The organism is Labrys miyagiensis (assembly GCF_030160835.1).
Classification (GTDB): domain Bacteria; phylum Pseudomonadota; class Alphaproteobacteria; order Rhizobiales; family Labraceae; genus Labrys; species Labrys miyagiensis.
The window spans coordinates 247,613-271,344 of the sequence record NZ_BSPC01000005.1 but is presented as its reverse complement, the minus strand read 5'-3'; the positions used below and the strand labels follow the sequence as shown (position 1 = coordinate 271,344).

Below are 23,732 nucleotides of genomic sequence, written 5' to 3'. Positions count from 1 at the left end.
TCAGAGCGCGCCAAACACGGAGTGGCAGTCTCTGACTGCCATCTTGCCTCGGCATCAAACGCCTCGTTTCCAAGAATGGCGATCAGAGATCGCCACTCCACTCCTCCGCCTCACCCGGCAAAGTTAACGCCCATGGAGCAAAGATGCCCGCGATCCCAGGGCGTTACCCCCTCACGATCTCCAGGAACCGCTCCACCTCGCCTTCCTTCGTGGCGAAGGACGTGACCAGCCTCGTCAGATCGGCATCCTTGCCGAGGCGCTCGCTCTCCGGCAGGGCTGCAGCCGGCCATTCATAGAGCTTGGCGCCTTCCTGCCGCAGACGCGCGATCAGCGCCTTGGGCAGCACGGCGAAGACCTCGTTGGCTTCCGTTGGGAAGCCAAGCGCATGGCCTGATTCGACCAGCCCCTCCGACAGGGCCGTCGCCATGGCGTTGGCGTGGCGGGCGAGTTCGAGCCAGTGGTCGTTCTCCAACATGGCCAGGAACTGGGCGGCAATCGGCCAGGCCTTGGAGACGACGTGGCCGCTACGCTTGCGCAGCCACTCGATCTCGGCGGCCTTGTCGGCCTCGAACAGCACCACGGCCTCGGCCATCAGCGCACCGTTCTTGGTGAGGCCGAGGGAAAGCGCATCGACGCCCGCCTTCCAGGTGATGTCGGCGAGCCGCGCCCCGCGATCGGCCTTCTCCAGGAAGGCGACGGCATTGGCGAAGCGCGCGCCATCCATATGCACCTTGAGGCCGCGCGCCTTGGCAACGGCGGTGAGGGCGGAGATCTCCGCCTCGCGATAGACGGTGCCGCTCTCCGTCGCCTGCGCGATCGAGAGCGCCGCGGGTTTGGGGATGGGCGAGCCGGAGCCGCTGCCGCGCGCCACCGCCGCCTCCAGCACCTCCGGTGTCAGCTTGCCGGCAGGGCCAGCGAGCGGGATGAGGCGCGCACCATGGGTGAAGAACTCCGGCGCGCCGGCCTCGTCCCCCACGATGTGGGCGTCCTGATGGGCATAGATGGCGCCATAGGAGGGGCTGAGCGCGCTGAGCGCCAGGGAATTGGCAGCCGTTCCCGTCGCGGCGAAGAGCAGGCCGACATCGCGCCCGAACAGGCTCGACAGCCGCGCCTTCAATTCGCGCGTGAGATCGTCATTGCCATAGGCGGGAGCAATGCCACCCGCGCCGCGGGTGAGGGCATCGATGATCCGGGGGCTGGCTCCAGCCCAATTGTCACTGGCGAAATTCATGCTCTGAAGTAGAGCGGGCCGGTGTCAGGATGCAAGGGGATAGGTCGGACCAAATGTCGCTGGGTGTGCCGACCTCCAGGTCGGCATTCTTTTCTGAGGCGCGCGGCGTCTCCATGCCGATCTGGAGATCGGCACATCAAACGCGGTCCCAAGCCTCAGCGCCCCCGCACCTTCGCGATCAGCGCATCCAGCGAAAACAACCCGCCGCCCCATTTGATCAGCACCAGGCAGCAGACGGCCCAGGGCAGATGCTCGTTGTAGTTTTCGGGATAGATGCTCTCGATCACCGCCGTCATGCCGAGCAGGCCGAGCCCGGCGAAGCGCGTGCCGAGGCCTAAGACGAGCAGGATCGGGAAGAGATGCTCGCAGGTCATGGTGATGGCAGCCATCACGTCGGGCAGCGGAAAGCCGAATTCGATGCCGCCGGGCAGATGGACCTTGAACTCGTTCTCGAACAGATAGGTGGTGGAGTCGTTCAGCGTGAACCAGGTGCCGGGTACGACGCGCGTGCGGGCCGACCACCAGAACACCCGGATCAGGGCAATGCGGGCGGCGATCGCGATCAGCCAATAGGGCAGCAGCGTGCACAACTGGACCGCGCGGTCGAGCAGGGTCGTCGGCGCGGGCGCGGCGGCCGGCGCAGCGGAGGGCATGCTCATGATTTTGTCCTCGATGCCGTCAGCCCGGGAGAGCCGCGGTTTCAGGTTGAAGCTCGAACCGGCAGGCAATGCCGGCATTGACCAGCGCCGCCATGGCGCCGGGAAGATCGAAATCCGCCGCGTCGGCGAAGGCAGTTTCGGCGGCGACGCCCAGGGGCTCTCCTGCCTGCAGCGCGGCGAGGAAGGCATAGCCGCCGGGTGGCAGGATCTGCACGGCGACATCGAGATGTGGGCGCGTCACCAGCACGTCCTCGCCGGACCAGTCGGTGATCTCGCTGATCTCACCGCCTGAATTCATCTGCCAGATGGTCGCCGCCGGGAAGGCCGAGCGCAGTAGGCGCACCGCGGGATGAAAGATCACACGGACGTCGCCGAGCTGGTCGGGCGGCAGGGCGCTCAGCGCGTCGAGCGAGGCGGGCTCGGCATCGGCGGCGTGATAGGCCTGGCTGCGCGCGATCTCGAGCCGCATGACATCGGCGAGATAGGGCACCTCGCGCGCCGGCTCGAAGCCTTCCGTGAAACCGGGCAGCTCGTCGCCATAGGTCAAGAGCAGCGGCGAGCGCGGCGGATGGGCCCGCACGAACAGCGTGGCGAGCGCCCTGAAAAACTCCTCGCCCACCAGCGCGATCGAGGCGGGGAAGCGGCTCTCCACTGCTCCGGCGAGGCCGAGCGTGACGTTGTTGCGGTAGACGGCGAAACGCCGCTGCGGCGCCACGCCATTATGGGCCATGAGGCCGGAAGGCGTCGCTACCGCCGGATCGAGCACAGCCTTGCGGAAAGCGGATTGCAGATCGGCCAACATCTCAGGCCGCCCGCTTGTTGGTGGCCAATTTCTTGGCGGCACGATCCATAGCCGCTTCGGCCAGGGCGGCCTCGCGGGCAAGGACCGGCCATTCGGGCACGTCGTTGTCCCATTCGATCAGGGTGGGCAGGCGGCCTGCCTTGTGGATGACACGCTCATAGAGCGCCCAGACGGGATCGGCGACCGGACGGTCATGCGCATCGATGAGAAGCGGCGCACCGGCATCGTCGACCGTCTCGGCATGGCCGGCGAGGTGGATCTCCGCCACGAGCTCGAGCGGAAAGCGGTCGAGATAGGCCTCGGGCGAGGTGTCGTGGTTGGTGGAGGAGACGAAGACATTGTTGACGTCGAGCAGGAGGCCACAGCCGGTGCGGGCGGCGATGGCGCGCAGGAAATCCGTCTCCTCGATCGTGCTCTCCTCGAACAGGAGATAGGTGGAGGGGTTCTCCAGCAGCATCGGCCGGTTCATCACCGCCTGGACCTCGTCGATATGGTCGCACACGCGGCTCAGCGTCTCCTGAGTATAGGGCACCGGCAGGAGGTCGTTGAGGAAGACCTCCTCATGGCTCGACCAGGCAAGGTGCTCGGAAAAGCTCGCCGGCCGGTAGCGCTCGTTCAGCGCCTTTAGGCGGGCGAGATGTTCCTTGTCGAGGGGTCTGGCGGCGCCGATGGACAGGCCCACGCCATGCAGCGACAGGGGATAGGTCTCGGCGATGGCCCTGAGCTGGGTATGAGGCGGGCCGCCTGCGCCCATGTAATTCTCGGCATGGACTTCGAAGAAGCCCATCTCGGGCCTGCCGGCCAGGATATCTTTGATGTGCTCAGGCTTGAGCCCGGCGCCGGCGCGAAGGGGCAGCGTGTTGAAGCGGGCGGTGCTCATGGGACTCTCCGTGGCATTCGAAGCTTACTACGGCGGCGAGAGGAAAGGTGTTACGTCTCAAGATATGCGACCGGGAAAGTCTCAGGCCTCGACCTGTCATCCCCGCGGATCTTCCCCTCCCCCAACCAGGCTGGGAGAGGGGAAAGGCGCGGCGATCAGCTCTTGATCGGGGTCAGCGAGCCCATGCCGGTCGGTGTCTTCATGGTGACGCAGCTGCCCTTCGGCACGAGCTTGAAGGACTGGCCGTCATAGTCGATGCTCGAGGTGCCGGCGCAGGAATGGTTGCCGGCGGCGCAGTCGTTCTGGCCCTTGAGCGAGACGCCGTAGCACTTCTCCTTGGCGTCGTCGGCACGGGCGGGAGCCGAGAGCAGAGCCGCGGCGCTGGCGACGGCGCCAGCCAGAGCGAAAGCGGTGGTGGCCTTGGTGAAAACGGACATGGGGTGTTCCTTGTGTGTCTCTGGTGCAGGGACCGGGGGAAGGTTGGCGTCCTCTGCATGGACAGGACTATGCCGCGTTCCGCCCTTGCCGCCAAATCAAGTGAGCGTGGCGAAATACGCACTTTTTGCGCGAAAACATGTGATATTTCAGGTTGTAACAAAGGGAGTGGCAGGTTCGTAGGAGGGTGTTGGGCTTTCGAGGTGCTGGGAACGCAGCCCTCGGTGTGCCGGTCTTCAGACCGGCATGCTTTGTGAAGGGCGAGACCTTCTCGGATGTCGCATGCCGTTCCCGCCACATCGACTGAAAGTCGATGTGGCGGGAACGGCACACCGAGCCTGCGCCTCACTCCTAAACGGCGCGAAACTATCGCCTCTTCGATACCCCATAATCATTGACAGCAACATCAATGGCCCCGATATAGCCAGCGTTCCCTTAAACCCGCCCGCGCTCCTCGAGGAGGACCTGCCATGGCCGCCCTTTCCGATCTCGCTGACAAGCCGCACCAGGCCAGCGCCGTCCGTACCGTCTTCATCGACGGCGAGGCCGGCACGACCGGGCTCGGCATCCGCGAGCGATTGGGCTCAGTCCCGGGCGTGACCCTGCGCAGCATCGCGCCGGAGCTGCGCAAGGATGTCGCCGCCAAGAAAGCGCTGCTGCGCGAGGTCGACCTCGTGGTGCTCTGCCTGCCCGACGCTGCCGCCAAGGAGACCGTTGCCCTGGTGCGCGAGCTCGGCGCCGAGGGCCCGAAGGTGCTCGACGCCTCCACGGCCCACCGCGTCGCGCCGGGCTGGGCATTCGGCTTCGCCGAGATGGCTCCCGGCCAGGCCGAAAAGATAGCGAACGCCCGTTTTGTTTCCAATCCCGGCTGCTATCCCACCGGCGCCATCGCACTTCTGCGCCCGCTGGTCGACGCCGGCGCTATCCCGGCCGACTATCCCATCACCATCAATGCGGTGAGCGGCTATTCCGGCGGCGGCAAGTCGATGATCGAGGCCTATGAGGCGGGCACCGCGCCGGCCTTCGAGCTCTACGGCCTGACGCTCGAGCACAAGCATGTGCCGGAGATCCAGGAATATGCCCATCTCGCCCGCCGGCCGATCTTCGTGCCATCGGTAGGCAATTTCCGGCAGGGCATGCTGGTCTCCGTGCCGCTGCATCTCGATACCCTGCCGGGCAAGCCGAAGGCCGCCGACCTGCATGCCATCCTCGCCCGCTATTACGAGGGTGCGCGGCTGGTGAGAGTGCTGCCGATCGACGGCTCTGCCAAGCTGGAGCCCGAGGCGCTGAACGACACCGACCATCTGGAGCTGCGCATCTTCCCGCATGAAGCACACGGCCAGGCCGTCCTGGTCGCAAGGCTCGACAATCTCGGCAAGGGCGCTTCCGGCGCGGCCGTGCAGAACATCCAACTGACGCTGGGGATGTAACGGCCGACTCAACGGTCGGGTGAGCCCGGTCGCGCTGCCCGACGATTCGTATCGTCCTACCCCGCCAATACGTCGTCCACCCAGCCGAGCAATTGCGCTCGATCGAGCGGCTGGGTGGTATCGACCTCGAAGACCGGCCCGCAGCGCAGCGGTTCAGCGCGGCGGGCGAGGGCGTCGAGCTCGGGCAGGAAGGCCTCGCCCGGATGACCGGCATGGCGCAAGTGCAGCCGCGAACGATAGCGCTCGACCAGAACCTCCGGCGGAGCATGGCACCAGATCTCGGCCGTCATGCCGACGCCGGCGCGGGAAAGATGCGCCTTCAGTACCTCGCGGGGCTGGAAGCCGAACCAGGCGTCCGCGATGAAGGTCATGCCCTCCGGCGCATCCCCGACGATCGACCACATCGCCTGGTAGCTCGCCCGCCCGAGCTTGCGGTTGAACTCGCGGTCGCCGATGCCGAGATGGTCGAAGAAGGGCTCCTTGATGCTGTCGAGGGCAAGGATCGCCCAGCCCCGCGCATCCGCCAGGGCGCGGGCAACGCTGCTCTTGCCGCTGGCCGGCACGCCATTGACGAGAACGGCCTTCTTCATGACGTCAGCATATCCCGCTGCGCTCCGGCCAGGCCCGCGCCGATGACGCCGGCATCGTCGCCCAGGGTCGCCGGCTTTACCGGGCACTGATACCATGGTGACACGGCCGGCGCCCATTCCAGCGCTGCGCAGGCCGCCTGGCCGAGCCCGCCGCCGAGCAGGAAGAGTTCGGGATCGACAGCCGCGACGATGCTATCGACCGCCGCCCGCAGCGGCCCGGCCCAGGCCTGCACCACGCCGATCGCCCTGGAGTCGCCGCTACGGGCGAGGGCGAGCAGGCCATCGGCCGTGACGTCGGTGGGCAAGCCGGCCTCGGCGATGTGGCGGCCGAGGGCCGTGCCCGAACTCACGGTCTCGACGCAGCCCCGCCGGCCGCACTTGCACGCCAATCCGCGGGCTTCCACGGTGACATGGCCGAGCTGGCCGGCGCTGCGCCGGCCGCGCAGCACGGTTCCTTCCAGCATCAGGGCGCCGCCGATGCCGGTGCCGATGGTCAGCATGGCCACATGGCGGCAGCCACGCGCGGCGCCGATGGCGACCTCGGCGGTGAGCGCCATGTTGCAATCATTGTCGATGAACACGCGTTTGCCCGTCTCCCGGCCGATGACATCGGCGAGGGAGATGGCGGAAAGGTCGACATAGCCACCCGAGAGCACCAGGCCGCAGCGGGCATCGACCCGGCCGGGCACGCCGATGCCGACCGTGGAGATGCCGGGCCGGTCGAGCTGGCGGACCATGGCGACGAGCCGGGCGACAAGCGCAGGCGCCTCGCGGCAGGTCCTCTCGGTGACATAGTCGAGGATCTGCCCGGAAGCATTGACGCAGGCCGCCCGCACATTGGTGCCGCCGATATCGATGCCGATCGCCTGGGATGGGGGATGCATGACGGGTCCGGCGGCCTCAGGCCGCCTGCGCCGGATTGACGGCGTGGCGGGCGATCACGGTCTGGATCTCGCGCAGGCGCAGCACGGCGACAGTGGTGAGGCGTTTTGCCGTTTCCTTTCGGTCGAGCGAAATGCAGTCCTTCCACAGCGCGCGCCCGGCGATCACGCCGGAGGCGCCGTTGCGCATGGCCGTCTCGACCTGGCCAAGGAAGGTCGAGTGGTCGACGCCGGCCGAGAGCACCGCCCACGGCACGGAGCCGGCGAGCCGGGAGACGGCGGCACAGGCTTCCGGCGTGCCGGGATAAGGCAGCTTCAGCACCTTCGAACCAAGATCGAGGCAGATCCTGGTCCCTTCCACCACCAAGTCCGGTACCTTGGCGGCATAATCTTCCCGGCTCTCGCCCGGCAGGTCGTAGGTGAGGAACTCCACCACCAGTAGCAGGTCCTCGCGGGCGAAATCCTCGATGCAGCGGCGCAGGATCTCGATGTTGTGGCCGTTGGCCTCGGGCTTGTCGGCGCGCAGATAGACCATGATCTTGCCGCCGGTGCCGCCCAGTTCGCGCACACGGCGGGCGTCGATGCCCGGCACCAGGCGCGACAGACGGTAACCCTCCGCTGTCTTGTCGAAGCCGGAGGCATCAAGACCGACCAGCAGCGCCACATCGCGCGCCAGCACACCGTCATCGACCACCTTCGGCACGGCGCAGATGGGATCGAGCAGCACGCAGGAGGCCTGGTTTGCCAGATATTTCACGATATCGGACTTGGTCTCGCCGAGCGTAGCGTCACTGATCGCGGCCTGATCGGCAGGCTCGCTCGCCAGCAAGGTGCGCATGCCGCCCCGCTGGTCGCAGGCGACGACCATCATCGCCCCGTTGGGGCCGCAGATCTGTTGATAGCCGCGAAGTTCCGATGTCGTCATGCTGGCCATGGGCCTGTCCCTATCCTTGTGCTCGCGCCCCGCAAGAGGGGCGGATCGGCCTGCCGGAAAGCGCGCCAAAGGGCATGATAAACTTGCGGCCGATGATCGATTTGCATTGAGCAGGCAGCAAATTTGCTGCACCGCTCGTGTTCCGCCCAGAACGGACGGATGCTTCCCGTTTCACCGGATATCCTGTAACATATTTCTGAAAGGAATTGCAAGCTGTCTGACAATGCCTCCACGGATGGGTCGGCCACACGCAGGACGCTGCACATGGTCGCACGTCTCCACTACGAGTCCGACCTCTCGCAGATCGAGATCGCCCGCCGGCTCGGCCTCTCGACGGCCACCATCTCGCGCCTGCTGCGCCGGGCTCGCGAGGAGGGCATCGTGCGCATCGAGATCCGCGATTTCGCCGCGCCGGAGGAGATCACGCGCGAGCTGATCGAGGCGCTGGGCCTGAAGCAGGCGGCGGTGGTCGATACGGTCGAGGTGGGACTTCTGGGCTCGCTCGCCCAGCCGGTCGGCACGCTCCTCAGGACGGCCGGGCTGAAGGACGGTTCCGTGCTCGCCATCGGTTGGGGGCGCGCCGTGCGCGAGGTGATCCGCGCGGGCCTGCCGCGTATCCCAGGCGTCGTCACCGTGCCGGCCACCGGCGGCATGCAGCAATCCGCCCCGCATTTCCAGATCAACGAATTCGTGCGCCTGGCGGCCGAGCAGCTCGGCGGCGTGCCGAAATTCATCTTCGCGCCCTATCTGCCCTCCCCGCAATATCGCGACGCCTTCGTCAACGACCCGACCGTGCGCGACCAGATCGCACTGTGGGACCGCATCGACGTGGCGCTGGTCGGCGTTGGCCTGCCGCATGCGGTGGATCCGATCCATGCCGGCACCGTCACCTCCAGCGAGAGGGCGCTGGCCCATGTGGCGGGCGACGTGATCCGCCATTATTTTGACGAGGCCGGCACTATCGTGCCGTGGGACGGCGATAAGAGCCTGATCGCCGTCTCGCCGGCGCAGCTACGGGCCGTGCCGCTGGTCATCGGCGTTGCCGTCTCGCCCGAAAAGGCCAGGGCGATCATCGGCGCCGTGCGGGCTGGACTGATCAACGCCGTGGTGACAGATGTCGCTACCGCGCAGGCGATCCTCGGCGTGCTGCAGGGCTGAGAGGCGTGCGATCCGGCTTGAAATGCCGGCGGGAAATGGCGTCTGATGCGGCTATAGCGTTTTGCGATTTGACGGAACCGACAAGAATCGCAAAGACGCGTTAAAACAAGGAGTTAGAGCAATGGGCGTTTACGTGTAAACGCGCTTTGCTCTAGACCAATCAGGGGCGTTTGCCGGGATCGACATGAACATCCATTCCAATCTGCTCGACAGCGTGCCGGAGCTCGTGGCGATCCGGCGCGACCTTCATGCCCATCCCGAGCTTGGTCTCGAGGAGGTCCGCACCTCCGAGCTGGTGGCGCGTGAGCTCGAAAGCTATGGCTACAAGGTCACGCGAGGCCTCGCCAGGACCGGCGTGGTCGCGACGCTCAGCAACGGCACCAGCCGCAAATCGGTCGGCATCCGCGCCGACATGGATGCCCTGCCCATCTTGGAGGAGACCGGGCTCGATTATGCCAGCAGGACGCCGGGCCTGATGCATGCCTGCGGCCATGACGGCCACACCACCATGCTGCTGGGCGCCGCCCGCGCCATCGCCGAGCGCCGCGCTTTCGACGGCACCGTGCACCTCATCTTCCAGCCGGCCGAGGAGAATTTCGGCGGCGCCCGCATCATGGTCGAGGAGGGCCTGTTCGAGAAATTCCCCTGCGACGCGGTCTTCGCCCTGCATAACGACCCGCGCTCGCCCTTTGGCCAGTTCGCCCTGCGCGACGGACCGGTCTGCGCCGCGGTGGACGAGGCCCGGATCACCGTCAACGGCTCGGGCGGCCATGGGGCCGAGCCGGAGGCCACCGCCGATCCCATCGTCTGCGGCGCCAGCATCGTGATGGCGCTGCAGACCATCGTCTCGCGCAACATCCATGCCTGCGATCCCACCGTGGTGACGGTCGGCAGCTTCCACGCTGGCACAGCGAGCAACATCATTCCTGCACGCGCCGAGATGGTGGTGGGCATCCGCTCCTTCGATCCCAAGGTGCGCGACGAGCTGGAACGGCGCATCCGCCTGATCGCCACGGCGCAGGCCGAGAGCTACGGCATGAGCACCACGGTCAACCATGAGCGCTTCTTCGATGCCACCGTGAACCATACGGCCGAAACCGATTTCGTGCGCGAGCTTGCCCGACGCTTCGCCGGGCCGGAGAAGGTCACCGAGCTGCAGCGTCCCTTCATGGGCAGCGAGGATTTCGCCTTCATGCTGAAGGAAAAGCCGGGCTGTTATTTCTTCCTGGGCGGCAGCCGCGGCGAGGGCAGCGACAGGCCGCTGCATCACCCTGCGTACAACTTCAATGACGACCTGCTGCCTATCGGCGCGGCGTTCTGGACGGAGCTGGCTGAGGCGTATTTGAATGCTGGGAGCGCGGACGTCCCTACGACACTCTCTCGAGTGTCGTAGGGACGTCCGCGCTCCCAGCTACTTCACATATTCCCTCGCGGCCTGCTCGAGCTGGCCGTGCAGGTATTCGGCAAAGGAGCGCCAGACTTCGATGTGGAAGTCGTTCAGGCCCTTGCGCCAGAGCACGATCTCGGCCTTGACGAACAAAGTGCGCGTGGCCGTGCCGATCGGGAAGGCCTTGAGGTCGAGGTCGAGCATCACGCCGAAATTCAGCACGTCGGCGGCGAGCGAGCCGGAAACGAGGATGCCGACATTGCGGGGGCTGACATCGACGAGGGAATGGGGCTCGTCCACCGCGCCCTCGATGGCGCCATAGGCTTCCGCCTCACCATTTTCAGGGGCGAGCAGCAGCCATTCGTCCGGGCCAAGCTTGAAGGCGGTGCGGGTGCCGTCGGTGGAGGCCGTGTTGAGCCTCTCCGGCAACGCCAGACCGAAGCCCTGGCCGGCCGCCACCGCGGCGCTGTCGGGCCCGCGCAGCACCAGACGGGCGCCGCGCGGGGCGGCCTCGATGGTGAGGCGGCTGCGGGCCGTGAGCGGAGCGACGCCGTCGAGCGGATCGCGGCGGGTTGCGATATCAGCCATTGAGCCGCGTTCCTTCCTTGTCGATGAAGATGGGGTCGACCACCTTCACGGCGATCGAACCGCCGGGCATCGGCACATAGACCGTCTCGCCATAGCGCGAGCGGCCGCGTTCGAGATTGCACAGCGCGATGGAGCGGCCGAGATTGGAGCTCCAATAGGCCGAGGTGATATGGCCGAGGGCATGTTCGCCGATGGCGGGCTCCGCCATGTCGGTGATCTGGCCGCCCTCTTCCAGCACCACGCCGGGATCGGCGGTGAGAAGGCCGACGAACTGCTTGCGGTTGGCGTCCTTCAGGTCCGGTCGCATCAGGCCGCGCTTGCCGACGAAATCGGCCTTGGCCTTGCCGACCGCCCAGCCCACGCCCGCCTCGTCCGGCGTCAGCGTGCCGTCCGTGTCCTGGCCGACGATGATGTAGCCTTTCTCGGCACGCAGCACATGCATCGCCTCGGTGCCATAGGCGCAGCCGTCATATTTGACGACTTCGGCATGGATGGCCTCCCACACCGCGCGCCCATAGGCGCTGGGCACGTTGACTTCGAAGCCGGTCTCGCCGGTGAAGCTCATGCGGAACAGGCGGGTGGGAACGCCGCAGATGCGGCCTTCCTTCACCGACATATGCGGCATGCCGTCCCTCGAGATATCGATGCCCTCGACCAGCGGCGTCAGCACGTCACGGGCATGCGGGCCCTGCACGGCGATGACGGCCCATTGCTCGGTGGTGGAGGTCAGCCAGACCTTGAGATCGGTCCACTCGGTCTGGAGATAGTCCTCCATATGCGAGAGCACGCGCGGCGCGCCGCCCGTGGTGGTGGTGACATGGAAGCGATCCGCAGTCATGCGGCCGACCACGCCGTCGTCGTAAACGAAGCCGTCGTCACGCGTCATGATGCCGTAGCGCAGGCGCCCCGGCTCCAGCTTCATGAACGGGTTGACATAGATGCGGTGCATGAACTCGGCCGCATCCGGGCCGACCACCTCGATCTTGCCGAGCGTGGTGGCGTCGAACATGCCGACCTTGTCGCGCACCGTCTTGCATTCGCGGTTCACCGCCTCATGCATGCTCTCGCCGCTGCGCGGATAATACCAGGCGCGCTTCCACAGGCCGACATCCTCGAAGGCGGCGCCGAGCGCGGCTTCGGCGTCGTGCATCGGCGTCTTGCGCACGGGGTCGAACAGGTCGCCGCGCGCCGTGCCGGCGAAGAGGCCGAAGGTGGTGGGCGTATAGGGTGGGCGGAAGGTGGTGAGGCCGACCTGCGGCACCGGCTTGTCGATCGCCTTGGCGGCGATGGCGAGTGCATTGATGTTGGAGGTCTTGCCCTGGTCTGTCGCCATGCCCGTGGTGGTGTAGCGCTTCACATGCTCGATGGAGCGAAAGCCCTCGCGGGTGGCGAGCTTGATGTCCTTGGCGGTGACGTCGTGCTGGAAGTCGACGAAAGCCTTGACGCGGTTGGCATCGCGCTCATGCGGCAAGGCGCCGGTGTAGAAGCCCTCCGGATCGACGGCGTCGTCGACATCGAAGGTCTTGAGCGCGCCTTTGGAGAAGCCGGCGTCGCGGCCCGCCTCATGGCCGGCGGCAAAACCGTCATTGATGACGGCGCCGAATTCGAACACGCCGCGGCAGGCACCGGCGGAGCGTTCCTCGTCGCGAGCCGCGCCGGGGATGAAGATCTGTTTGGACTCGTCGAATTTGAGCTTGCCGCGCGACTGCGAGAACAGATGCACCGTCGGCGTCCAGCCGCCTGACATCAGCACGAGGTCGCAGTTCACCGTCTCGCGGTCATTGATGCTGACGCCGTCCGTGCCGATACGGCCGAGGCTGACGGCGCTGACGCGCAGGCGCCCCTTGGTGCCGCGCACCGTGGCGCCGGTGATGACGCGGATGCCCGCGCCTTCGGCTTCCTTCATCATAGCGCCGCCGTGGGGGCGGATATCGGCGATGACGGGCACCTCGACGCCGGCCGCCTTGAGGTCCAGCGCGGCCTGGTAGGCGCTGTCGCAGGCGGTGACAACAACGGCGCGGTTGCCGGGCTTGACGCCATAGCGGTTGACGAAAATGCGGGCTGCATCGGCCAGCATGATGCCTGGGCGATCATTCTCCGGGAACACCAGCGGGCGCTCGATGGCGCCGGCGGCGATCACCACCTGCCTGGCGCGGACCTGCCACATGCGCTCGCGCGGCATCCTGGCATCGGGCTCGGCGACATGGTCGGTGAGACGCTCGCACAGGGCGACGAAATTGTCCGAATACCAGCCGAAGGCCGTGGTACGCGTCATCAGGCGCACGCCGTCGTTGAGGGCCAGCGACATGATGATGTCGGTGGCCCAGTCGCGGGCGGCACGCCCCTCGATGGTCGCCTTGGTCTCCGAGAGCAGCGAGCCGCCGAGTTCGGCCTGCTCGTCGCACAGGATCACCGAGGCGCCGGTCTCTACGGCCGCAATGGTGGCGGCAAGGCCGGCCGGGCCGGAGCCGACCACCAACACGTCGCAATGAGCGAAGCGGTTGAGGTAGCGGTCGGGATCGGCTTCCTTCGGCGCCTCGCCGAAGCCGGCGGCGGCACGGATCTTCGGCTCATAGACATCCTTCCAGAAGCTCTGCGGCCACATGAAGGTCTTGTAGTAGAAGCCGGAAGCGAAGAGCGGCGAGAGCTTGTCGTTGATTTCGCCGGCGTCGACCTTCAGCGAGGGCCAGCGGTTCTGGCTGATGACCGTGAGGCCCTCATAGATCTCGACCTGCGTGGCGCGCAGGTTCGGCGTGGTGCGGCCGGCGTCGCGGATGACGGTGACCATGGCATTGGCTTCTTCCGACCCCGCCGCCATGAAGCCGCGTGGCCGGTGATATTTGAAGGAGCGCCCAACCAGGTGCACGCCATTGGCGATCAGGGCCGAGGCGAGGGTGTCGCCGCGTACACCCTGATAGGCGACGCCGTCGAAGGTGAAGTTAACAGGCTTGGAACGGTCTATGCGGCCGCCGGAACCGGTGCGGAAGGAGGCGCTCACGAGCGGGCCTCCCGATTCACCGGGGCCGAGGCCGCAAGCTGTTCGGCCAGGGCGGTAAGGTCGGGCTTGGGCTCACCCTGCTTGTAGGTCATCACGAATTTGTCGGTCACGGTATGGCGCACGGCGTTGAAGAAGCGGGCGCAGCCGTGGATGTGGCGCCAGCGCTCGGCGATCAGCCCCTTGGGATTGGAGCGGGTGTAGAGGAAGCCCTCCCACTCGACGTCGGTGATCGCCTCGGAAAAGGTCGGGCGGGCGATATGGGCCTCGCCCATGTTGCGGAATTCGAGCTCGGGACGGTCCTGCTCGCAGTAAGGGCAGCGGATGAGAAGCATGGCAGTCCTTAGAGCACGGCTTTGGGTTGAAACAAGAGCGGTTCCGCCACTTCACCCTCCCCTTGATGGGGAGGGTCGGACCAAAGGTCCGGGGTGGGGTGAGAGACGCCACGCCAGTACGAATAGCCGTCTCTCTTCAGAGTTTTTTCGTAAGAAGCCACCCCACCCCGACGCTTCGCGTCGACCCTCCCCATCAAGGGGAGGGTGGGCGTGGCGCTTATTGCCAGCGACCCCATCCCGAACCTCAGTGCGCAACGGCGGCGGCGGCCGCTTCATCGATCAGGCGACCGGTGCGGAAGCGGTCGAGGGTAAAGGGAGCGGCGATCGGATGGGGTTCGCCCGTGGCCACCGTATGGGCAAAGACGTGGCCGGAGCCGGGCGTCGCCTTGAAGCCGCCGGTGCCCCAGCCGCAATTGACGAAGAGACCGGGCACCGGCGTCTTGGAGAGGATCGGCGAGCGGTCCGGCGTGACGTCGACGATGCCGCCCCAGTTGCGCATCATGCGGGTGCGGCGCACGACAGGGAAGAGCTCGCAGATGGCGTCCAGCGTGTGGGCGGCGATGTGCAGACCCCCGGTCTGCGAATAGGAGACATACTGGTCGGTGCCGGCGCCGATGACGAGGTCGCCCTTGTCGGATTGCGACATATAGGCGTGTACGGTGTTCGACATCACCACGCAGGGCATGATCGGCTTCAAGGGCTCGGAGACCAGCGCCTGCAGGGGATAGCTTTCGAGCGGCATGCGCACGCCGGCCATGTCCATGACCACCGAGGTGTGGCCGGCGGCGACGACGCCGATCTTCTTGGTCCGAATGGTGCCCTTGGAGGTCTCGACCCCTTCCACCGCGCCGGAGGCATCGCGCAGGATGCCGGTGACCTCGCAGTTCTGGATGATGTCGACGCCGAGCGCGTCGGCGGCACGGGCATAGCCCCAGGCCACGGCGTCATGGCGAGCCACGCCGCCACGGCGCTGCAGGGCGGCGCCCATGATCGGGTAGCGGATATCCTTGGAGATGTTGAGGATCGGGCAGAATTCCTTCGCCTCTTCCGGCGTCAGCCATTCATTGTCGATGCCGGCGAGGCGATTGGCATGCACGTGGCGCTTGGCGACCTGTACGTCGTGGACATTGTGCGCCAGCATCATCACGCCGCGGGCCGAATACATCACATTGTAGTTCAGCACCTGGGAGAGGTTCTGCCACAGCTTCATCGCGTGGTCGTAGAGCTTGCCGCTCTCTTCCCACAGATAGTTGGACCGGATGATCGTCGTGTTGCGGCCGGTATTGCCGCCGCCGAGCCAGCCGCGCTCGATGACCGCGATGTTGCGCATGCCATGCTCGGAAGCCATGTAATAGGCCGTGGCGAGACCATGGCCGCCGGCGCCGATGATGATGGCATCATAGCTCGCCTTGGGCTCGGGCGAGCGCCATTGCTCGGGCCAGTTCTGGTGACCGCTCAGCGCGTTGCGCGCCAGGGAAAAGACAGAAAACCGCACGTCTTGCCGCCAGTTCGAGGAATCGTGAGGGGGCGACTATCAACATCCCCCCATCGCCCCGTCTAGCACGGAAGCGACGCGCCTTTTGTCGCATCGGAAGAAAATGTTCTGCGGCGGCTATCGCTGATGTCGCCAGAGCGGCGCTTTCAGGATAGTGTTTGACCAGGAGGTCGCAAACGCACATCTTGCATTTGTCAATTTACGACATTAAAAGCGACATCCCGTCGAGTCCAAATCAGAACTCTTCCAGAAATGTCGCAAGATCGCCCCCAGCCGTCGTTTCCAACAAGGCGGCTCAAAGCAACAGAAGTTGCACCCAGGACGCTTCAGACGTCCGCCACCAGTCCCGAGGGTGATCGCTCCATCCGGTGCGCTTTCCCGCTTTCTTTTGTTTCGCATGGCCGGTCTCGATCCGGTCGTGACCCAATGGAGAACAGCGTATGAACATCCGGCCGGATATCGGCGCCACGCACACCGTCGGCTTCCTGCTCACCCCCAATTTCTCGATGATCGCTTTCGCGGCGGCGGTCGAGGTCCTGCGCCTGACCAATTACGTCACGGGCGCCAAGGCCTTCGCCTGGCGACTCTATTCGCCGGATGGCCAGCCGCTCGAAGCCTCCAACGGGGTAGCCGTTGCCGTCGACGGCGCTTATGGCGATGTCGGCCCGATGCCCGAGATCATCGTCTGCTCCGGCTTGGATGTGCAGAAATACGACCACAGCTCCCTGATCGCCAAGCTGCGCAAGCTCGCCTTCTACGGCGTCTCGATCGGCGCGGTGTGCACCGGCACCTATATCCTCGCCAAGGCCGGCCTGCTCGATGACCATCGCTGCGCCATCCATTGGGAGAATTTCGACAGTTTCCGCGAGGAATTTCCGGAGATCGACGCCACGCAGGAGCTATTCGAGATCGACCGCAACCGCTTCACCTGTGCCGGCGGCACGGCCTCGATCGACATGATGCTCGCCTTGATCACCGCCAAGAAGGGTGCCGTGATCGCCGCCCTCGTCACGGACGAGCTGATTCACCACCGCATGCGCGATTCGCATGAACGCCAGCGCATGGAGCTGCGCGCCCGCCTCGGCGTCTCCCATCCCAAGCTCCTGGCCGTGATCGGCGAGATGGACAAGCGCCTGGAGCGCCCGGTCTCCTGCGCCCAGCTCGCCCGCACGGTGCGCCTGTCGCCCCGGCAGCTCGAGCGCCTGTTCCAGCGCTATCTCGACACCACGCCGACGCGCTACTACCTGGAAATGCGCCTCAACAGGGCCCGTCAGCTCCTGCGCCAGACCTCGATGCCGATCCTCTCGGTGGGCCTGGCCTGCGGCTTCGTCTCCGCCTCGCATTTTTCGAAGTGCTACAGCGAGCATTTCGACCGCACGCCCTCGGAAGAGCGCAAGGGCATGCGGGTGGAGCGCAATGTCGCGACGGCGATTGCGTGAGCTGGGAGCGCGGACGTCCCGTCCGCTCTTGAAACGATAACGCTATAGGAAGAGGCTCCAGCCAGCGACATGGCCGGAGCCTTCTTCTTTGACCATTCCGTTTCCAAGAGCGGACGGGACGTCCGCGCTCCCAGCGTCAATTCCCACCCAGCAACCCCGCGGCAATATTGATCGCCAGCGCCAGCACCGTCGCGTTGAAGAAGAACGAGAAGATCGCATGCGCGGCCACCAGCCGGCGCATCAGGCGCGAGTGCAGATTGGTGTCGGAGGTGGCGGACGAGGCACCGATCGTCACCGAGAAATAGACGAAATCCCAATAATCGGGCGGCGCATCGTCGCCGCCGAAGTCGAGGCACGGCTTCGCCGGATGGCCGCCGTCATTGTAGAAGACATGGGCGTAATGGATGGCGAAGATTGTGTGGATGAAGAACCAGGAGCAGACGATGGTCGCCACCATCAGCGGCAGGGCGAGCGCGCTCTGATTGGCGTGGCTGTGGATCGCCTGCAACTCGAAGACCACGCCGGCGAAGCTCGCGGCTGCCGCCAGCATGCTAAGGGCGAGGATGGTGACGGCGCCCTCATCGAGGTCATCGACCCTGCTGCCGAACCGCTGAACCGACAGCATGCCGAGCCTGTAGCTCACCACCACGACGAAGAAGGTGGTTGACAGGCACCAGCCGGCCAGCAGGCGCTCCAGCAGGGGCACGTCGGGCCAGACGAAGGCGAGCACAAAGCCCGCCACGAAGGACCACACCAGCGTCGGCCGGGTGGTGATCGACCGGACGATCTGCCTCATGAGCGCCGTTCCGCCGTGAAGTGCGCGGCAGCCCGCAGGATATCGGCTTCCTCGCCGAACAGCGCGAGGGCGTGCACAGCCTCGTCAACCAGGCGAGCGAGCTCCGCCTTGGCCTTGCCGAGCCCCCACAATCCCACCAGTGTGCCCTTGCCCCGGCCGGCGTCCTTGCCGGTGGCCTTGCCGAGCTCGGCGCTGGAGGATTCGACATCGAGGATGTCGTCGGCGATCTGGAAGGCAGCGCCGAGCGCCCGGCCATAGGAAAGAAGCGCCTGATATTGCTGGGCATTCGCCCGGCCGATAGTGGCGCCCATTTCCACCGCACACGACAGGATCGCGCCCGTCTTCATGGCCTGGAGCTGGCGGATGGCGTGGGCATTGAGCTCCACCTCGGCGCTGAAGCGGCCCTCCGCCTCGAGGTCGAGCATCTGGCCGCCAGCCATCCCGGCCCCGCCGGCGGCCCTGGCCAGCAGCAGGACGAGCTCCGCCCGCATGGCGGGATCGGTGCTGGTGGCGGGATCGCTTAGGGTCTCGAAAGCCAGGGTCTGCAGGGTGTCGCCGGCGAGGATGGCGGTCGCCTCGTCGAAGGCGAGATGCAGCGTGGGTTTGCCCCGGCGCAGGTCGTCGTCGTCCATCGCCGGCAGGTCGTCATGAGCGAGGCTGTAGACATGCACGAATTCGATCGCCGCCCCAGCGCGCAGGGCCGCGCCGGAGTCGCCATTGAGAAGGTTGGCCGTCTCCACCACCAGGAAGGGCCGCAAACGCTTGCCCCCACCCAGCGCCGCATAGCGCATGGCGTTGAGAAGGCGGGCTGGAACCGGCGGATCGGTGGCGACATCGAAGATCGTCACGAGCACATCCTCGATCTCGCTGGCAACCGAAGCGAGACGCTGATGGAAGTCGATATTCATGGAACGCTCATTGCAAAGGCCCGCCCAAGGTGAGCTTAGCGCGGATGGGCCTGCGGGCGAAGCAATTCCGAGCCGAATAAGGCGCAAGCCCTCCCCAGCTCTGTGGGGAAGGAGCCCGGCGCTTTACGCCTTGAAGTCCGCCCTTAGGCCATGTTCTGGCCGCCGTTGATGCTCAGCGTCGAGCCGGTGATGTAGCCGGAATCGTCCGAGGCCAGGAACAGCACGGCGCGGGCGATCTCCTCGGGCTGGCCGAGGCGGCCGGTGGGGATCAGCGGCAGGATGCGCGTTTCCAGCACCTTGGGATCGATCGCCTGCACCATTTCCGTGCCGACATAGCCTGGCGCAATGACATTGGCGGTGACGCCCTTGGCTGCGCCTTCCAGCGCCAGCGCCTTGACAAAGCCGATATCGCCGGCCTTGGCGGCGGAATAATTGGTCTGGCCGATCTGGCCCTTCTGGCCGTTGATCGAGGAGATCACGATGACGCGGCCGAAACCACGGTTGCGCATGCCCTCGATCACCGGGCGGGTCATGTTGAACAGGCCGTCGAGATTGGTGCGAATGACGGCCGACCACTGGTCTTTGGTCATCTTATGCAGGAAGCCGTCGCGCGTGATGCCGGCATTGCTGACCAGGATATCGACGGGACCCAGATCCTTCTCGACCTCCGCCACGCCGGCGGCGCAGGCGTCGAAATCGCCGACATCCCATTTATAGGTCGCAATCCCCGTCTCGGCCTTGAACTTGGCCGCCGCCTCGTCATTGCCCGCATAGCTCGCGGCCACCTTGTAGCCGTCGGCCTTCAGTGCCTTCGAAATGGCGGCGCCGATACCGCGCGTGCCGCCCGTGACGATCGCAACTCTGGTCATGGTTCCTCCTTGGTGATCTCGATGGTGTTCTTGAGGGGAGATAGGCGTCATCCCGGACGCGATGCGGCACGCAACGACGCTTCGCAGATCCGGGACCGTGGGCAGACTGGGGCGCCTAGCACGGCGCGGTCCCGTGTCTGCACCGCACCCTGCGGGTGCAGTGCGCACGGGATGACGTCGCGCTTACCGCTCCACGGTCAGCGCGATGCCCATGCCGCCGCCGATGCACAGCGTGGCGATGCCCTTCTTGCCGCCGCGGCGAGCGAGTTCGTGCAGCAACGTCACCAGCACGCGGGCGCCGGACGCACCGATCGGATGGCCGATGGCGATGGCGCCGCCATTGACGTTCACGATTGAGGGATCCCAGCCCATATCCTTGTTGACGGCAAGCGCCTGGGCGGCGAAGGCCTCGTTGGCCTCGACGAGATCGAGATCGCTGACCTTCCAGCCGGCCTTTTCGAGGGCGCGGCGGGAAGCCGGGATCGGGCCGGTGCCCATGATGGCGGGATCGACGCCAGCGGTCGCCCAGGAAGCGATGCGGGCGAGCGGGGTCAGGCCGCGCTTTTCGGCATCCTTGGCGCTCATCAGCACCACGGCGGCGGCGCCGTCATTGAGGCCGGAAGCGTTGCCGGCGGTGACCGTACCGTCCTTGTTGAAGGCGGGGCGAAGCTTGGCCATGCCCTCGAGCGTGGCGCCGTGGCGGGGATATTCGTCGGCGTCGACGATGATGTCCCCCTTGCGGCTGGCGATCGTCACCGCGGCGATCTCATCCTTGAGACGGCCGGCCTTCTGGGCGGCTTCGGCCTTGTTCTGCGAAGCGACGGCGAACGCGTCCTGCTCCTCGCGGGTCAGTTGCCACTTGGTGGCGATATTCTCGGCGGTGACGCCCATGTGATAGCCATGGAAGGCGTCGAGCAAGCCATCCTTCAGCATCGAATCAAGGAACTTCATGTCGCCCATCTTGGTGCCGGCGCGCAGATGCGCGACATGCGGCGCCAGCGACATCGATTCCTGGCCGCCGGCCACGATGATCGAAGCGTCGCCATTGGCGATCTGCTGCAGGCCGAGGCCGACGGCGCGCAGGCCCGAGCCGCAAAGCTGGTTGAGGCCGAACGCTGTCTTCTCCTGCGGCACGCCGGCTTCCATCGCGGCCTGGCGGGCGGGATTCTGGCCCTCGCCGGCGCTCAGCACCTGACCGAGGATGACTTCGTCCACCTCGGAACCCTCGACCTTGGCGCGGGCCATGGCTTCCTTGACCGCGATAGCGCCGAGCGTATGGGCCGGCGTGGCGGCAAAGGCACCGTTGAAAGAGCCCACTGGTGTGCGCGCGGCGCTGACAATGACGACATCACTCATGGCGATTTCACTCCTTTGAAGCTTTTGTCCGGCAGCCCGTTCGCGGGCCAACTCCCCTGGGCATATGGGCTGGTTCAGATGGCGGCGTCAATGCGGCAAGTGAGTTTACCGCGCTTGCACAAAGATGTTTTCGCGGTCGCGAAAAGAGCCTAGATTCAGGTTTCGGGTAGAGGCGGAGGCCTCTCCTTATGGCAAGGGCGACGGCGAAGGGCATGCTGGCATGGCGAAAGCGAAAGAGCCGACGACAATCAAGAAATACGCCAACCGGCGACTCTACAATACCGGCACCTCGACCTATGTCACGCTCGAAGACCTCGGCACCATGGTAAAGGCGGGCGAGGATTTCGTCGTGCATGACGCAAAGACGAATGAGGACATCACCCGGCAGGTGCTGACACAGATCATCTTCGAGCAGGAGAACAAGGGCCAGAATCTGCTGCCGATCACCTTCCTGCGCCAGCTGATCCGCTTCTATGGCGACAGCATGCAGGCCCTGGTGCCGAGCTTCCTGGAATTCTCCATCGACAATCTGACGCGGGACCAGCAGAAGCTGCGTGAGCAGATGACGCAGCATCTCACCTCGGGCTGGGGCCAGGCGCCCTGGGTGAATGGCGGCTTCGGCGCCCTCGAGGAACAGGCCCGCAACAACATGGTCGCCTTCCAGCGCGCCTTCCGGATGTTCTCGCCCTTCACCCAGCCCGGCGGCGACGAAGTGTCGGAACCGGCCGCCACCGCCACCTCGCGCGGGAGTGACGATCTCGACGACCTCAAGAAGGAACTGGCCGAGATGAAATCGCGGCTGGACCGCATGACGGACGAGAAGAAGTCGTAGGCCACCCGCCGTGCCTCACGTCCCCGTCAGCGCCATCGGTGTCTGCCGTCCGGCGCCGCGCAGGCGCGGTAGATCCAGCCGCAGCGGGCCGGCCACCGTGCCGAGCAGCCCGTCACAGCCCCAGCCGGCAAGCTGGCGGGCGATCGTTTCGTCGTCGACCCATTCGGCGCCGATGCCGATATCCTGGCTGATTGCCGCCTCGATCAGGCGACGCAGGGCATAGCGTCCCTGGGCGACCTGGCCGGCGGTCTCCACCAGCGCGCCATTGAGGGTAACGTGGCTAACGCCGAGGCCTTTGAGATCGGCGAAGGAGAGATGGCCGCCGCCAAAACCGGCGACGGCGAGCCGTGCGCCCGAAGACAGGATGGCGCGGCAGTAGCGGCCGTTGTTGTGGAGATCGGCCTTGGCCAGCGCCTCGTCGAGCTCGATGGTGAGCCGGTCATAGGCATTGCCGCTGCGTCGGGGCGGCTCGACCACCACAGGCAAAGGTAGCATCACCTCGGCGCCGGGATGGCGGGAAAGCGCCGCGCCCGCAAGATCGATCAGGCGCAAGGCAAAGCGGCGGGCAAGGGCGCGGTCGCAGTCAGGCGTCAGATGGGCCAATTGCCAAGGCGCCACCCCGCTGGCACCGCGGATGAAGGCACGGGCGCGGAACAGGGCCGGTCCCGCCTGGCGCGCTCTGAGCACCGGCTCGAAAGCAAGGAAGATGCGCTCTTCGTTCAGCGCCGCTGCAAGCCGCTGCGCCGCGCCGGCGGCGGCAATCCTGGCATCGTCCTCGGCAAAGGCGGCGAAGCTCCCGGGCGTCTCGCGCTCGCAGCGGTCGAGAGCACATTGCGCGGCATGGAGGGCCGTACCGGCATCAACGGAGGCCGGCGCGATATGGACGCCCCCGATGGAAACGGTGGGGCCGATCTCGCCTTGCCCAGCCTCGATGCGCACCCTGCCGACGGCACGGTGCAGGCGCTCGGCGGCCTGGGGCAGATCCTCGGCACCGCAGCCGGAGAACACGAGGGCGAACTTGCCGTCGGCGACGCTGGCCAGGCTGTCGCCAATGCGCAGCACGGCGCGCAGGCCGCGCATCACCTGGGCACTGACGGCGTCGGCGACCACCGGGCCGAATTCGGCATGGATGCGGCCAAGCCCATCGATCGAGACCAGAAAGAGGCCGGCCTGCCGCCCGCTTTCGCAGGCCTTGGCGAGGGAGGCGGCGAAGCCATGGTCGAGAATGCCGCCGGTGGGCCCACGCAGGGCGCCGGTCTCCTCGTCGGCGCATTCGGCCACCACCCGCACGAGGCCGCGCGCATTGGCCGGGCGACCGTCCGGACCCGCGAACCAGCGGCCGCGGTCCTCAATCCAGCGCTTCTTGCCCGTGCCATGCGGGCGATAGGCATAGCGCAGGCAATAGGGCACGCCCTCGACAGGGCCTCCCGAAAACCCCTGAATCATGGCCTCGTGCCGGCCGCCGGGCGTATCGAGATCGATCAGGCCGGCAAAGGCCTTGCCGCTGGCGATGGCGCTCTCGTCATAGACGCCGAGCACTTTGGCCGCTCCGGCACTCCAGGCGAGGCGGTCCGTTTCCAGGCACCATTCATAGCTGGCCTGGCCGAGGGCAATCAAAAGGGCTCGGGGATCGAGCTTCGCCTTTTCAACACAAGTGCCGAAGCCCGGCACGGCACTATCAAACATCTTATGCGTCCTGCGCCCGAGCAAGCGAACACCATCGGGAAGCAAG

22 protein-coding genes are annotated in these 23,732 nt (G+C 66.1%); 5 read left to right on the top strand and 17 right to left on the bottom strand.

Annotated elements, in window-relative coordinates; genetic code table 11:
- Nucleotides 1-163 precede the first annotated feature (163 nt).
- The 5 genes from QQL24_RS02005 to QQL24_RS01985 all read right to left on the bottom strand — a co-directional run bounded on the left by QQL24_RS02005 (nt 164) and on the right by QQL24_RS01985 (nt 4,009).
- Nucleotides 164-1,231 (bottom strand): threonine aldolase family protein, encoded by a 1,068-nt coding sequence (locus QQL24_RS02005; protein WP_284310205.1) that lies wholly within the window; start codon nt 1,229-1,231, stop codon nt 164-166.
- 155 nt (nt 1,232-1,386) lie between these two features.
- Nucleotides 1,387-1,890, bottom strand: a complete 504-nt coding sequence (locus QQL24_RS02000) for a DoxX family protein (protein WP_284310204.1) — start codon at nt 1,888-1,890, stop codon at nt 1,387-1,389.
- 19 nt (nt 1,891-1,909) lie between these two features.
- Nucleotides 1,910-2,692 carry an HvfC/BufC N-terminal domain-containing protein gene (locus tag QQL24_RS01995; protein WP_284310203.1) on the bottom strand — a complete coding sequence of 261 codons (783 nt, stop codon included), beginning with the start codon at nt 2,690-2,692 and terminating at the stop codon, nt 1,910-1,912.
- Nucleotide 2,693: 1 nt separating this feature from the next.
- The gene (bufB, locus tag QQL24_RS01990; RefSeq protein WP_284310202.1) at nt 2,694-3,572 is read right to left on the bottom strand and encodes an MNIO family bufferin maturase; all 879 of its coding nucleotides are present in this window, start codon (nt 3,570-3,572) and stop codon (nt 2,694-2,696) included.
- Nucleotides 3,573-3,727: 155 nt separating this feature from the next.
- The gene (locus tag QQL24_RS01985; RefSeq protein WP_284310201.1) at nt 3,728-4,009 is read right to left on the bottom strand and encodes a BufA1 family periplasmic bufferin-type metallophore; all 282 of its coding nucleotides are present in this window, start codon (nt 4,007-4,009) and stop codon (nt 3,728-3,730) included.
- 468 nt (nt 4,010-4,477) lie between these two features.
- Between QQL24_RS01985 and argC the strand changes: the two genes are divergently transcribed.
- Nucleotides 4,478-5,437, top strand: a complete 960-nt coding sequence (argC, locus tag QQL24_RS01980) for an N-acetyl-gamma-glutamyl-phosphate reductase (protein ID WP_284310200.1) — start codon at nt 4,478-4,480, stop codon at nt 5,435-5,437.
- Nucleotides 5,438-5,493: 56 nt separating this feature from the next.
- Here the strand turns inward: argC and QQL24_RS01975 are convergent, their stop codons facing one another.
- The 3 genes from QQL24_RS01975 to QQL24_RS01965 are packed head-to-tail and all read right to left on the bottom strand — an operon-like array spanning nt 5,494 to nt 7,842.
- Nucleotides 5,494-6,027, bottom strand: a complete 534-nt coding sequence (locus tag QQL24_RS01975; protein WP_284310199.1) for a P-loop nucleotide/nucleoside kinase family protein — start codon at nt 6,025-6,027, stop codon at nt 5,494-5,496.
- A complete protein-coding gene (locus QQL24_RS01970; RefSeq protein ID WP_284310198.1) occupies nt 6,024-6,911 on the bottom strand; it encodes an ROK family protein in 888 nt (295 codons plus the stop codon). The genes QQL24_RS01975 and QQL24_RS01970 overlap by 4 nt, the downstream gene beginning before the upstream one ends.
- A gap of 16 nt (nt 6,912-6,927) precedes the next feature.
- Nucleotides 6,928-7,842: a tagatose-bisphosphate aldolase gene (locus QQL24_RS01965; RefSeq protein ID WP_284310197.1), complete on the bottom strand. Its 915-nt coding sequence runs from the start codon at nt 7,840-7,842 to the stop codon at nt 6,928-6,930.
- Nucleotides 7,843-8,106: 264 nt separating this feature from the next.
- Between QQL24_RS01965 and QQL24_RS01960 the strand changes: the two genes are divergently transcribed.
- Together QQL24_RS01960 and QQL24_RS01955 are read left to right on the top strand one after the other, a co-directional pair.
- On the top strand, nt 8,107-9,000 hold the full coding sequence (locus QQL24_RS01960; protein ID WP_284310196.1) for a sugar-binding transcriptional regulator: 894 nt from the start codon (nt 8,107-8,109) through the stop codon (nt 8,998-9,000).
- Nucleotides 9,001-9,184: 184 nt separating this feature from the next.
- Nucleotides 9,185-10,393, top strand: a complete 1,209-nt coding sequence (locus QQL24_RS01955; RefSeq protein WP_284310195.1) for a M20 aminoacylase family protein — start codon at nt 9,185-9,187, stop codon at nt 10,391-10,393.
- 18 nt (nt 10,394-10,411) lie between these two features.
- Here the strand turns inward: QQL24_RS01955 and QQL24_RS01950 are convergent, their stop codons facing one another.
- From QQL24_RS01950 to QQL24_RS01935, 4 genes are all read right to left on the bottom strand, one after another.
- Complete coding sequence (locus tag QQL24_RS01950) at nt 10,412-10,975, bottom strand: sarcosine oxidase subunit gamma (protein ID WP_284310194.1); 564 nt, start codon at nt 10,973-10,975, stop codon at nt 10,412-10,414.
- A complete protein-coding gene (locus QQL24_RS01945; RefSeq protein WP_284310193.1) occupies nt 10,968-13,973 on the bottom strand; it encodes a sarcosine oxidase subunit alpha family protein in 3,006 nt (1,001 codons plus the stop codon). Before QQL24_RS01945 ends, QQL24_RS01950 begins: the two co-directional genes overlap by 8 nt.
- Nucleotides 13,970-14,305, bottom strand: a complete 336-nt coding sequence (locus QQL24_RS01940; RefSeq protein WP_284310192.1) for a sarcosine oxidase subunit delta — start codon at nt 14,303-14,305, stop codon at nt 13,970-13,972. Before QQL24_RS01940 ends, QQL24_RS01945 begins: the two co-directional genes overlap by 4 nt.
- A gap of 244 nt (nt 14,306-14,549) precedes the next feature.
- Entirely contained in the window at nt 14,550-15,800 is a 1,251-nt protein-coding gene (locus QQL24_RS01935) for a sarcosine oxidase subunit beta family protein (RefSeq protein ID WP_284310191.1), read from the bottom strand.
- A gap of 440 nt (nt 15,801-16,240) precedes the next feature.
- Between QQL24_RS01935 and QQL24_RS01930 the strand changes: the two genes are divergently transcribed.
- Nucleotides 16,241-17,239 carry a GlxA family transcriptional regulator gene (locus tag QQL24_RS01930; RefSeq protein ID WP_284310190.1) on the top strand — a complete coding sequence of 333 codons (999 nt, stop codon included), beginning with the start codon at nt 16,241-16,243 and terminating at the stop codon, nt 17,237-17,239.
- A 136-nt stretch (nt 17,240-17,375) separates the two neighbouring features.
- Here QQL24_RS01930 and QQL24_RS01925 read toward each other — a convergent pair whose 3' ends face one another.
- From QQL24_RS01925 to QQL24_RS01910, 4 genes are all read right to left on the bottom strand, one after another.
- Nucleotides 17,376-18,035 (bottom strand): DUF1345 domain-containing protein, encoded by a 660-nt coding sequence (locus tag QQL24_RS01925; RefSeq protein WP_284310189.1) that lies wholly within the window; start codon nt 18,033-18,035, stop codon nt 17,376-17,378.
- Nucleotides 18,032-18,943 (bottom strand): polyprenyl synthetase family protein, encoded by a 912-nt coding sequence (locus QQL24_RS01920; RefSeq protein ID WP_284310188.1) that lies wholly within the window; start codon nt 18,941-18,943, stop codon nt 18,032-18,034. The genes QQL24_RS01925 and QQL24_RS01920 overlap by 4 nt, the downstream gene beginning before the upstream one ends.
- A 143-nt stretch (nt 18,944-19,086) precedes the next feature.
- The gene (gene phbB / locus QQL24_RS01915) at nt 19,087-19,812 is read right to left on the bottom strand and encodes an acetoacetyl-CoA reductase (protein WP_284310187.1); all 726 of its coding nucleotides are present in this window, start codon (nt 19,810-19,812) and stop codon (nt 19,087-19,089) included.
- Nucleotides 19,813-19,995: 183 nt separating this feature from the next.
- Nucleotides 19,996-21,168 (bottom strand): acetyl-CoA C-acetyltransferase, encoded by a 1,173-nt coding sequence (locus QQL24_RS01910; RefSeq protein WP_284310186.1) that lies wholly within the window; start codon nt 21,166-21,168, stop codon nt 19,996-19,998.
- A 220-nt stretch (nt 21,169-21,388) separates the two neighbouring features.
- Between QQL24_RS01910 and phaR the strand changes: the two genes are divergently transcribed.
- The gene (gene phaR / locus QQL24_RS01905) at nt 21,389-22,000 is read left to right on the top strand and encodes a polyhydroxyalkanoate synthesis repressor PhaR (RefSeq protein WP_284310185.1); all 612 of its coding nucleotides are present in this window, start codon (nt 21,389-21,391) and stop codon (nt 21,998-22,000) included.
- Nucleotides 22,001-22,015: 15 nt separating this feature from the next.
- Here the strand turns inward: phaR and QQL24_RS01900 are convergent, their stop codons facing one another.
- On the bottom strand, nt 22,016-23,686 hold the full coding sequence (locus QQL24_RS01900) for an EAL domain-containing protein (protein WP_284310184.1): 1,671 nt from the start codon (nt 23,684-23,686) through the stop codon (nt 22,016-22,018).
- Nucleotides 23,687-23,732: the final 46 nt, after the last annotated feature.

Bases quoted from the DNA above. Each gene is read 5' to 3' on its own strand.
- QQL24_RS02005 (WP_284310205.1), bottom strand. From the start codon at position 1,231: ATGAATTTCGCCAGTGACAATTGGGCTGGAGCCAGCCCCCGGATCATC.
- QQL24_RS02000 (WP_284310204.1), bottom strand. From the start codon at position 1,890: ATGAGCATGCCCTCCGCTGCGCCGGCCGCCGCGCCCGCGCCGACGACC.
- QQL24_RS01995 (WP_284310203.1), bottom strand. From the start codon at position 2,692: ATGTTGGCCGATCTGCAATCCGCTTTCCGCAAGGCTGTGCTCGATCCG.
- bufB (WP_284310202.1), bottom strand. From the start codon at position 3,572: ATGAGCACCGCCCGCTTCAACACGCTGCCCCTTCGCGCCGGCGCCGGG.
- QQL24_RS01985 (WP_284310201.1), bottom strand. From the start codon at position 4,009: ATGTCCGTTTTCACCAAGGCCACCACCGCTTTCGCTCTGGCTGGCGCC.
- argC (WP_284310200.1), top strand. From the start codon at position 4,478: ATGGCCGCCCTTTCCGATCTCGCTGACAAGCCGCACCAGGCCAGCGCC.
- QQL24_RS01975 (WP_284310199.1), bottom strand. From the start codon at position 6,027: ATGAAGAAGGCCGTTCTCGTCAATGGCGTGCCGGCCAGCGGCAAGAGC.
- QQL24_RS01970 (WP_284310198.1), bottom strand. From the start codon at position 6,911: ATGCATCCCCCATCCCAGGCGATCGGCATCGATATCGGCGGCACCAAT.
- QQL24_RS01965 (WP_284310197.1), bottom strand. From the start codon at position 7,842: ATGGCCAGCATGACGACATCGGAACTTCGCGGCTATCAACAGATCTGC.
- QQL24_RS01960 (WP_284310196.1), top strand. From the start codon at position 8,107: ATGGTCGCACGTCTCCACTACGAGTCCGACCTCTCGCAGATCGAGATC.
- QQL24_RS01955 (WP_284310195.1), top strand. From the start codon at position 9,185: ATGAACATCCATTCCAATCTGCTCGACAGCGTGCCGGAGCTCGTGGCG.
- QQL24_RS01950 (WP_284310194.1), bottom strand. From the start codon at position 10,975: ATGGCTGATATCGCAACCCGCCGCGATCCGCTCGACGGCGTCGCTCCG.
- QQL24_RS01940 (WP_284310192.1), bottom strand. From the start codon at position 14,305: ATGCTTCTCATCCGCTGCCCTTACTGCGAGCAGGACCGTCCCGAGCTC.
- QQL24_RS01930 (WP_284310190.1), top strand. From the start codon at position 16,241: ATGAACATCCGGCCGGATATCGGCGCCACGCACACCGTCGGCTTCCTG.
- QQL24_RS01925 (WP_284310189.1), bottom strand. From the start codon at position 18,035: ATGAGGCAGATCGTCCGGTCGATCACCACCCGGCCGACGCTGGTGTGG.
- QQL24_RS01920 (WP_284310188.1), bottom strand. From the start codon at position 18,943: ATGAATATCGACTTCCATCAGCGTCTCGCTTCGGTTGCCAGCGAGATC.
- phbB (WP_284310187.1), bottom strand. From the start codon at position 19,812: ATGACCAGAGTTGCGATCGTCACGGGCGGCACGCGCGGTATCGGCGCC.
- QQL24_RS01910 (WP_284310186.1), bottom strand. From the start codon at position 21,168: ATGAGTGATGTCGTCATTGTCAGCGCCGCGCGCACACCAGTGGGCTCT.
- phaR (WP_284310185.1), top strand. From the start codon at position 21,389: ATGGCGAAAGCGAAAGAGCCGACGACAATCAAGAAATACGCCAACCGG.
- QQL24_RS01900 (WP_284310184.1), bottom strand. From the start codon at position 23,686: ATGTTTGATAGTGCCGTGCCGGGCTTCGGCACTTGTGTTGAAAAGGCG.